The 9224-nt window shown below is 62.5% G+C and carries 12 protein-coding genes; 11 read left to right on the top strand and 1 reads right to left on the bottom strand.

Features of this window, described 5'->3' with window-relative positions; all coding sequences use genetic code 11:
* The coding region (locus tag EOA86_RS10845; RefSeq protein WP_128341619.1) for a DEAD/DEAH box helicase at window positions 1-461 on the bottom strand (461 nt) is incomplete at its 3' end.
* 333 nt (window positions 462-794) lie between these two features.
* Here EOA86_RS10845 and EOA86_RS10835 point away from each other — a divergent pair.
* The 11 genes from EOA86_RS10835 to EOA86_RS10785 all read left to right on the top strand — a co-directional run.
* Complete coding sequence (locus EOA86_RS10835; protein WP_128341617.1) at window positions 795-1484, top strand: PIG-L deacetylase family protein; 690 nt, start codon at window positions 795-797, stop codon at window positions 1482-1484.
* A gap of 232 nt (window positions 1485-1716) precedes the next feature.
* Entirely contained in the window at window positions 1717-3048 is a 1332-nt protein-coding gene (locus EOA86_RS10830) for an ABC transporter substrate-binding protein (protein WP_029347721.1), read from the top strand.
* A gap of 124 nt (window positions 3049-3172) precedes the next feature.
* Entirely contained in the window at window positions 3173-4120 is a 948-nt protein-coding gene (locus EOA86_RS10825; protein WP_128341615.1) for a sugar ABC transporter permease, read from the top strand.
* Entirely contained in the window at window positions 4117-5067 is a 951-nt protein-coding gene (locus tag EOA86_RS10820) for a carbohydrate ABC transporter permease (protein WP_029347718.1), read from the top strand. The genes EOA86_RS10825 and EOA86_RS10820 overlap by 4 nt, the downstream gene beginning before the upstream one ends.
* Complete coding sequence (locus EOA86_RS10815) at window positions 5064-5270, top strand: hypothetical protein (protein ID WP_029347717.1); 207 nt, start codon at window positions 5064-5066, stop codon at window positions 5268-5270. Before EOA86_RS10820 ends, EOA86_RS10815 begins: the two co-directional genes overlap by 4 nt.
* A 3-nt stretch (window positions 5271-5273) precedes the next feature.
* Complete coding sequence (locus EOA86_RS10810) at window positions 5274-6386, top strand: ABC transporter ATP-binding protein (protein ID WP_128341613.1); 1113 nt, start codon at window positions 5274-5276, stop codon at window positions 6384-6386.
* On the top strand, window positions 6379-7398 hold the full coding sequence (locus EOA86_RS10805) for an ABC transporter ATP-binding protein (RefSeq protein ID WP_128341612.1): 1020 nt from the start codon (window positions 6379-6381) through the stop codon (window positions 7396-7398). Before EOA86_RS10810 ends, EOA86_RS10805 begins: the two co-directional genes overlap by 8 nt.
* Window positions 7399-7427: 29 nt before the next feature.
* Window positions 7428-8030, top strand: coding sequence for a dihydroxyacetone kinase subunit DhaL (dhaL, locus tag EOA86_RS10800; protein WP_128341621.1), 603 nt, complete (start codon window positions 7428-7430; stop codon window positions 8028-8030).
* A complete protein-coding gene (gene dhaM, locus EOA86_RS10795; protein WP_128341610.1) occupies window positions 8027-8416 on the top strand; it encodes a dihydroxyacetone kinase phosphoryl donor subunit DhaM in 390 nt (129 codons plus the stop codon). The genes dhaL and dhaM overlap by 4 nt, the downstream gene beginning before the upstream one ends.
* A gap of 21 nt (window positions 8417-8437) precedes the next feature.
* Entirely contained in the window at window positions 8438-8740 is a 303-nt protein-coding gene (locus EOA86_RS10790) for an HPr family phosphocarrier protein (protein ID WP_128341609.1), read from the top strand.
* The coding region (locus tag EOA86_RS10785) for a phosphoenolpyruvate-utilizing N-terminal domain-containing protein (RefSeq protein WP_281035647.1) at window positions 8724-9224 on the top strand (501 nt) is incomplete at its 3' end. The genes EOA86_RS10790 and EOA86_RS10785, both read left to right, overlap by 17 nt.

The following is a 9224-nucleotide window of genomic DNA, read 5'->3' as shown; positions in this document are numbered from 1 at the left end:
GGCCTCAGCGCACCTTGCACGTCGAGCGCCAGCGCCAGCCCGAAATCGCCGTCGAGCGAACGCTCATGGAACTCGTCGAAGAATACCGCCGAGACACCGGGCAACTCCGGATCGTCGAGGATCATCCGCGACAGCACGCCTTCTGTCACGACGAGGATTTTGGTCCTCGCAGAAGTGCGGTTTTCCATGCGCATGGCGTAGCCGACTGTTTCGCCGGGTTCCTCGCCGAGCAGTTCGGCCATGCGGCGGGCGGCACCGCGGGCAGCGAGCCGGCGCGGCTCGAGCAGAATGATCTTTCCCGTGCCGAGCCATGGCGCGTCGAGCAGCGCCAGCGGCACCAGCGTCGTCTTGCCGGCGCCGGGCGGCGCCACCAGCACGGCGCTGTTGCCTTGGCCGAGCGCTTCGCTGAGCGCCGGCAGCACGGCGGAGACCGGAAGCTCCGGCAAGGGTTTTCTGGTCATTGTTCGAAGGATGCATCCATCCAATTGCGGCGGATCCGCAGCGCCCGCATATCAGCGGTGGCGGTCGCCGACAACTCAAAGCCGGGTCCGCGAGAACGGGTTCCAGCGCACCGTGCCGAGCCTCACATCCTGGAAGATCTGGCGACAGAGATCTGGCGACAGAAGATCTGGATATTCCTGGAGAACGCGCCCAGGATCACTGGCCTGAGGATCTGCGAATAGTGCGTCGGCGCGATCCGCCCAGGCTTTTGACAACGGCATCGTTGCATGAACAGCTTGCATAGGTGGCTGGGCGAGTTGTCCACGTTATTCCAGTTCCAGGGAGAATGCAGAGTGAAGATACTGGCGCTCGGTGCGCATCCGGACGATATCGAGATCTTCATGTTCGGTACGATGGCGGCCTATGCCAAACAAGGCGCAGAATTGGTTTTTGCGATAGCCACGGACGGCGCCAAGGGCGGGAAGGGCGATCCGGAATTACTCGCCCGCGCCCGCCGCGAGGAAGCGGCTGTGGCGGCGGACCTGCTTGGCGCAACTCCGCACTTCCTCGACTTTCCGGATGGCACGCTGGTTGCCGATGCCGCGCTAATCGCGGCGCTGAAGGCGCTGATTGGCGACCTGAAGCCAGATCTGGTGATCACCCATGCGCCGAACGACTACCATGGCGACCACCGTGCGCTGTCGGACGGCCTGCGTATCGCGGCATCCTTCACTGTCCCGGTGCTGCATGCCGATACGCTCGGTGGCACCGGCTTTTCGCCGACGCATTATGTCGATATCTCCGGGCATTTCGAGCTCAAGGCGATGGCGATCCGGGCACACCAGTCGCAGGATCCCGAACGTTTCGTCGATGCGGCGCGCACGCAGAACGCGTTTCGCGCCGGCGAGTGCAATGGCGCGGCCGGTTCCTTCGCTGAGGCCTTCCGCTTCGAACCGATCTTCCCCTTCGCCGATATCCGCGCCCTGCTGCCGCCGGCCCCAGTGATCCGGCCGGTGACGGTGAGCACCAAAATGGTCAAATGACCCGGCGTCCGCGCGCCGGACGATCTGACACCCGCCTTTTCTGAACCAAGCAACCCATGCGCCATGCTGCAGCGCAGCGACGAATTCGCTTGCCTTGTTTAGTAAAAATTGCATCACTAAACAAATTACTAAACACCCGACGCTCAACCGCGTCGCCATGTTTGGACCCCTGAGGAGGGGGGTGAGGTTTTGAAACCGTCATCCGGACGGGTTTCGTAAATGGGAGGAAGGCATGAAATCGACCTTGAAACTGACGTTGGGACTAACCTCGGCGATGTTTGCGTCGACCGCCGTTTCGAACGTCGCGCAGGCGGAAGATCTGACGCTTTGCTGGGCAGCTTGGGACCCGGCGAACGCGCTTGTCGAATTGTCCAAGGATTTTACCAAGGAAACCGGCATCGGCATGAAATTCGAGTTCGTGCCGTGGACCAACTATGCCGATCGCTTCCTCAACGAGTTGAATTCCAAAGGCAAGCTGTGCGACCTGATCATCGGCGACAGCCAGTGGATCGGCGGCTCAGCCGAGAACGGCCACTACGTCAAGCTGAACGACTTCTTCGATAAGGAGAAGATCAGCATGGACGACTTCGTGCCGGCGACCGTCGTCGGCTATTCGGAATGGCCGAAGAACTCGCCGAACTACTGGGCGCTGCCGGCCATGGGCGATGTCGTCGGCTGGACCTACCGCAAGGACTGGTTCTCCAAGCCGGAACTGCAGAAGGAATTCAAGGAAAAATACGGCTGGGATCTCGCCGCGCCGACGACCTTCGACCAGTTGAAGCAGATCGCCGAGTTCTTCCAGAAGCGCGAGATCGACGGCAAGACGGTCTATGGCGCGTCGATCTATACCGAGCGCGGCTCCGAAGGCATCACCATGGGCGCCATGGACGTGCTCTACAGCTTCGGCTTCAACTATGAGAATCCCGACAAGCCCTACGAGATGGACGGCTTTGTCAACTCCGAGAAATCGGTGAAGGGCCTGGAGTTTTACAAGGCGCTCTATGACTGCTGCACGCCTCCCGGGGCCTCGAACAGCTACATGGGCGAAGGCGTCGACGCCTTCAAATCCGGCCAGGTGGCGATGCACATGAATTTCGCCTTTACCTGGCCCGGCCTGCAGAAAGACGAGAATGTCGGCGGCGACAAGATCGGTTATTTCGCCAATCCGAAGGGACCCGACGGCGATCAATTCGCCCAGCTCGGCGGCCAGGGCATTTCGGTGGTGTCCTATTCCGACAAGCAGGAGGCCGCGCTCAAATACATCAAGTGGTTCGCCAACAAGGACGTGCAGGCCAAATGGTGGTCGCTCGGCGGCTTTTCCTGCCTCAACGCAGTCGTCAAGGATCCAGGCTTCCCGGCCAGCCAGCCTTACGCGCAGACCTTCCTCGACTCCATGGCCATCGTGAAGGATTTTTGGGCAGAGCCCAGCTATGCGCCGCTGCTGCAGGCGTCGCAGAAGCGCTTCCATGACTATGTCGTCGCCGGCCAGGGTTCGGCAAAGGATGCGCTCGACGGCCTGGTCAAGGACTGGACCGAGGTCTTCCAGGACGATGGCAAGATGTAGTTGGGGCAGATGTAATCGGCTCCTCCCGAGCCATGCCGCGTGTCCCGTGCCGCCCTTGGCACGGGACACAGTTCAGATAAATTTCCATTGTCGAGACGACCAAGTGACCGAAGCGGGACTGACCATGCTCAATCGGACTGCGAACAGCGTTGCCCGGGCTACGCCTGAGCCGTTGGCCCGCAAGGTCCGGGGCATCAGCGACAAGGGCCTCGCCTGGCTGTTTATCTCGCCGACGATCCTGTTGCTGCTCGCCATCAACATCTTCCCGCTGTTCTGGGCGATCTGTCTCTCCTTCACCAATTACCGCGCCAATCGCCCCAACGAGGTGGTCAGGAACGTCGGCCTTGCCAATTACAAACGCATCCTCGGTGACCAGGACATCTGGATCGCCATGCAGACGACGGCGCATTTCGTGTTCTGGACCATCCTGCTGCAGACGCTGATCGGCTTCACGCTGGCTTGGCTGATAGACCGGAAGTTTCGCGGCCACGCCTTCTGGACGACCATCATTCTCGTGCCGATGATGCTGTCGCCGGCAGTTGTCGGCAATTTCTGGCGCTTCCTCTACGAGCCGCAGATCGGTCTGTTCGCCTATGCCGTCTCGTTCGTCACCGGCATTCCGGCAACGCAGATCGGCATGCTCTCCAACGTGTCGCTTGCGCCGTGGTCGATCGTCATCGTCGACACCTGGATGTGGACGCCTTACGTGATGCTGATCTGTCTCGCCGGGCTGCGCTCGATCCCCGAATACATCTATGAGGCGGCCGAGGTCGACCGCGCCTCCAACTGGCGGCAGTTCTGGTCGATCACGCTGCCGATGGCGCTGCCCTTTATCATGCTGGCGGTGCTGTTCCGCGGCATCGAGAACTTCAAGATGTTCGACATGGTCAACCTGCTCACCGGCGGCGGACCGGGCTCGACCACCGAAGTCGCCTCGATCACGCTGAAGCGGCAGGCCTTCGAAAGCTGGCGGACGGGTTATTCCTCAGCCTTCGCCATCATCCTGTTCGTCGCGGTGTTCGGGCTGGCCAATATCTACGTCAAGGCGCTCAACAAGGTGAAGCAGAGATGAGCCTGACGTCAGCCCATTCGGTCGTCGCACCCTCGGCCACGTCGAAGCGCGTCGCCGGCACGATCATCGTGCTTTACGCGCTGATCTCGATCGTGCCGCTGCTGTGGATCTTCGCCACCAGCTTCAAGACGCCGCCGGATTCGATCGCCTATCCGCCGAAGATCCTGTTCCAGCCGAGCCTCGAGGGCTACTGCAATCTGTTCTCGACCCGCACCCGGCAGACACCGGAATACATCAACTCGCTGGGACCGGCGACGGGCGTCTGCGACGAGACAGTGCGCAAGCGCAACATGGTGATCGCCGGGCCGTCCAACTTCATGCCGCGCTTCATAAACTCGCTGATCATCGCCTTCGGCTCGACCTTCTGCGCGGTGTTCCTCGGCACAATGTCGGCCTATGGCTTCTCGCGCTTCAAGGTGCCGTTGGCCGACGATCTGCTGTTCTTCATCCTGTCGACGCGGATGATGCCGCCGATCGCGGTCGCTATTCCCATCTACCTGATGTACCGCGAGCTCGGCCTGTCGGACACCGCACTCGGCATGATCCTGCTCTACACCGCGGTCAACGTGTCGCTGGCCGTGTGGCTTCTCAAGGGCTTCATCGACGAGATCCCGCGCGAATACGAAGAAGCGGCGATGATCGACGGCTATACGCGGCTGCAGGCCTTCTGGCGCACCGTGCTGCCGCAGGCGACCACCGGCATTGCCGCGACGGCCATCTTCTGCCTGATCTTCGCCTGGAACGAGTATGCGTTCGCCGCACTGCTGACCTCGGGCACGGCGCAGACCGCACCGCCCTTTATCCCGACCATCATCGGCGAAGGCGGCCAGGACTGGCCGGCCGTAGCCGCGGGCACGACGATCTTCCTGGTGCCTATCCTGGTGTTCACCATCCTGCTCCGCAAGCAGTTGCTGCGTGGCATCACCTTCGGCGCGGTGCGCAAATGAGCCTGACCCAACCCGCAAAACGCAAGTCGCGCTGGCCGGCATGGGCGAGGCGCGGCCTGATGGAGAATATCGCGACGGTGATCATAGCCATTGGCTTCCTGATGTTGTTCCAGCCCTTCGCGCTGTCGCTCTATACTTATTCGTTCATCACCATGCTGGCCGGCACGGCGATGTTCATAATCGTCTCGAAATTTCCGGAGTAGACGATGGCGGAGATCAGGGTCGAGCATCTGAGAAAGGCATTCGGCGATTTCGTCGCCGTGCAGGATTCCAGCTTCGTCGTTAGAGATGGCGAGTTTTTCGTCATGCTGGGGCCGTCGGGTTGCGGCAAGACGACGACCTTGCGCATGATCGCCGGCCTGGAATTGCCGACCGGCGGCAAGATCCTGCTTGGCGGCGAGGACGTCACCATGCGGCGTGCCCGCGAGCGCGACATCGCCTTCGTCTTCCAGCTGTTCGCGCTCTATCCGCATATGAATGTGCGCAGGAACATCGGCTTCCCGCTGCTGGCGCAAGGCATGCCAGGCATCGAAATCCGCCAGCGCGTCGAGGAGACGGCGAAGCTGTTGCGCATCGACCATCTGCTCAACAAATCAGTCTCCGGCCTTGCCGGCGGCGACCGCCAGCGCGTGGCGCTTGGCCGCGCCATCGTGCGGCGGCCAAAATGCTTCCTGATGGACGAGCCGCTCGGCACGCTCGACACCGAATTCCGCGATCTCATGGTCCATGAGCTGCGCGAACTGCACAACCGCATCCATGCCACCACCGTCTACGTCACGCATGACCAGATGGAAGCGATGTCGATGGCCGACAAGATCGCGGTGATGAACCACGGCGTCATCGAGCAGTTTGGAAGTCCACGCGAAATCTACGACCGGCCGGCGACGATGTTCGTCGCCGATTTCATCGGCTCGCCGCCGATGAATTTTCTCGGCTTTGGTGGCGGGCTTTCAAAGGGCGCCAGCGAGATCGTGGTGCAAGGCGCCAAGGTGGCAGTGCCGGAGGTGCGCGAGGATATCGCGTCGACCGACATGGCGCTCGGCATCCGGCCGGAACACATCCGCTTCGACGACGGCTCGAAGCTGCGCGGCGCCATCTATGGCACCGAATATCTCGGCACCACGCAGATCGTTGCGGTGGAGACATCAGGCGGCATCATCAAGGCGCGGGTGCCGGCCGAAATCCGGCTCAATGCGGGCGACCATGTCGGCCTGGCGCTGAGCAGCGCGCGGCTGTCGCTGTTCGAGAAGGGATCCGGCCGCGCGGTGCGAACCGCAATCCATGACGGGGCCTCTCAGGGAAAAGCGCATCATGGCTGACGTGCACATCAAAGGCGTGACAAAAGCCTTCGGCGAGCATGTCGCCGTGGACACTCTCGATCTGCACGTCGCCGATGGCGAATTCGTCGTGCTGCTCGGCCCGACCGGGGCCGGCAAGACGACGACGCTCCGGCTTGTCGCAGGATTGGAACGGCCGGATACGGGCTCAATCCATATCGGCGGCCGTGATGCGACAATGTTGTCGCCGGCCGAGCGCGACACCGCCTTCGTCTTCCAGCAATATTCGCTCTATCCGCATCTGTCAGTCTACGACAACCTGGCCTTTCCGCTGCGCTCGCCGGCGCGGCGGCTGAGCGAGGACGAGGTGCGCCGCCGCGTCGAGGATGTGGCCAAGATGGTGCGTATCCACCACAAGCTCTCCAACCGCTCTACCAAACTTTCCGGCGGCGAGATGCAGCGCGTCGCCATCGGACGGGCCCTAGTGCGCAAGCCATCGATCTACCTGATGGACGAGCCGCTGTCGTCGCTCGATGCCAAGCTGCGCGCCGATCTCCGGCTTGAGCTGAAGCGCATTCAGGCCGAGGTCGGCGCTACCATGCTTTATGTCACGCACGACCAGATCGAAGCGATGACGATGGCCGATCGGATCGGGATTCTCGCCGATGGCGTTCTGGTGCAGATCGGCACGCCGCGGACAATCTATTCCGAGCCGGCAAACCTTCATGTCGCCGCAAGGCTCGGCCAGCCGGCGATCAATCTGTTGCCGACCGGCCTGCTGCCCGATGGCGACATGCCGGCGGGAACCAGGACGATCGGTGCGCGTACAGAACATCTGTCGATCGGCAAGGCATCGAACGGCCCCGCCGACGGCGTTGTTGACTGGGTCGAACATCTGGGCGACCAGAATCACCTGCATGTGACGGTGGGAAGCAAAAAGCTGGTGACGCTGACCGACCCCGACACGCAATTGGAAAGAGGCGACAGGGTGGCTATTCGTTACCGGGCGCCGCTGTTCTTCGACCAGGCCGGCAACAGGATTGCAAACCGATGAGCCCTGGGACGCTGGACAAGACTGGGACGATGGACAAGGTTGACCTGAAGACGCTGATACCAGCCACCGCCAACACGATTGCAGCTCACGCGGACGAGCTGACCGCGCTCGACCAGGCGATCGGCGACGGCGACCATGGGCTCAATATGAAGCGCGGCTTTGAGGCGGTGCGGGCTGAGGCCGAGGCGTTCGCGGCAAAGCCATTGCCGGAGGCGCTGAAGGCGATCGGCACCAAGCTGGTGATGACGGTCGGCGGGGCATCGGGACCGCTGTTCGGGACGCTGTTCATGGCGCTCGGCAAGGAGATTTCTGCTGAGCCGGATCACGCCAATCTGGCGGCGGCTTTCGGTAAGGCAATCGAGGCGGTGGCAGCCAGGGGCAAGTCGCAGGTCGGGCAAAAGACCATGCTCGACGTGCTGAAGCCGGTGCATGACGCCCTGCTGCAGGGAAAAACCGGGGCGGAAATCGCCGATGTCGCGGACAATGCGGCCGCTGCCACCGTGCCGATGAAAGCCTTGCGCGGACGCGCCTCGTTTCTCGGCGACCGCTCGATCGGCCATATGGATGCCGGCGGGCGCTCGGTCGCGCTTTTGGTGCGGGCCGTCGTCGAAAGCATCGAGGGGCAAGCATGAGCAATGTCGGCATCGTCATCGTATCGCATTCACCGCTGGTCGCCGAAGGCACGGCCGATATGGTGCGCCAGATGGTCGGCGACGAAGTGCCGCTTGCATGGTGCGGCGGAAACGGCCATGGCGGGCTGGGAACCAATGTCGAGGCGATCATGGGCGCCATCGACAAGGCCTGGTCGGAGGCGGGTGTCGCCATACTTGTCGATCTTGGCGGCGCCGAGACCAACAGCGAGATGGCGGTCGAGATGATCGGCGAGCCGCGCGCGCACAAGATCATCGTCTGCAATGCGCCGATCGTCGAAGGCGCGGTGATGGCGGCGACGGAGGCGTCCGGCGGCGCCTCGCTCAGGCAAGTAGTGGCGACGGCACACGAATTGTCGCCATCGTGAATGAACAGGAATTTTGACAGCATGTCCGCATCCGCCGAAGCCACAGTCCTGATCACCCATGAGGTCGGCCTGCATGCGCGCCCTTCGGTGAAGTTTACCAAGCTCGCCAAGACATTTTCAGCCGAAGTCGAAGTGGCGCTCGCCGCCAACGGGCCTTGGTTCGACGCCAAGAGCATCGTCAAGGTGATGGCGGCCAAGGCGCCGAAAGGCACGGTGCTGCATATCCGAGCGAGGGGTGACGGCGCCGGCGAGGCGGTCGACGCGCTGGTCGAGCTGGTGCGGCGCGACTTCGACGAGGGCGTGGACCATGCCCGAACCGCTTAGGCTGAAGGGGATTTCGGCTTCGGCCGGCTATGCCGAAGGGCCGCTGTTCAACCTCGATCCGGTTGTCGCGCGCTATAACCGTAAAGCGACCGCCGCTGACGAGAGGCTCGCGCTCGGAACGGCAATCAAGGCAGCGACAGGCCGACTTGCCACGCTCGTCGAAGCGACCGAGGGCGATGCAGCCGAAATTCTCGAATTCCAGCTCGCCATGCTGGAGGACGATGCACTGACCGGCCCGGCCTTTGCCGCGATTGCCGTCGGCCAGCCGGCCGATACGGCATGGCGGCAGGCGCTCGACGCCGAAATTGTGGGATACGCGACGTCCGATCAGGACTATTTCCGGGCGCGCGCCGCCGACATGCGCGACATACGCGACCAGGTGCTGCGTGCGCTGACCGAAGAGAGCGAGGCTGCGGCGCCGGCAGGAGCCATCTTCTATGGCGAGGACATCGCGCCGACGCGCTTTCTCGAAACCGACTGGAGT

This window comes from Mesorhizobium sp. M5C.F.Ca.IN.020.32.2.1 (assembly GCF_004023105.1).
GTDB lineage: Bacteria > Pseudomonadota > Alphaproteobacteria > Rhizobiales > Rhizobiaceae > Mesorhizobium > Mesorhizobium wenxiniae.
Note: the sequence above shows the minus strand (reverse complement) of the source record. Positions and strands in the feature narration are given on the sequence as shown.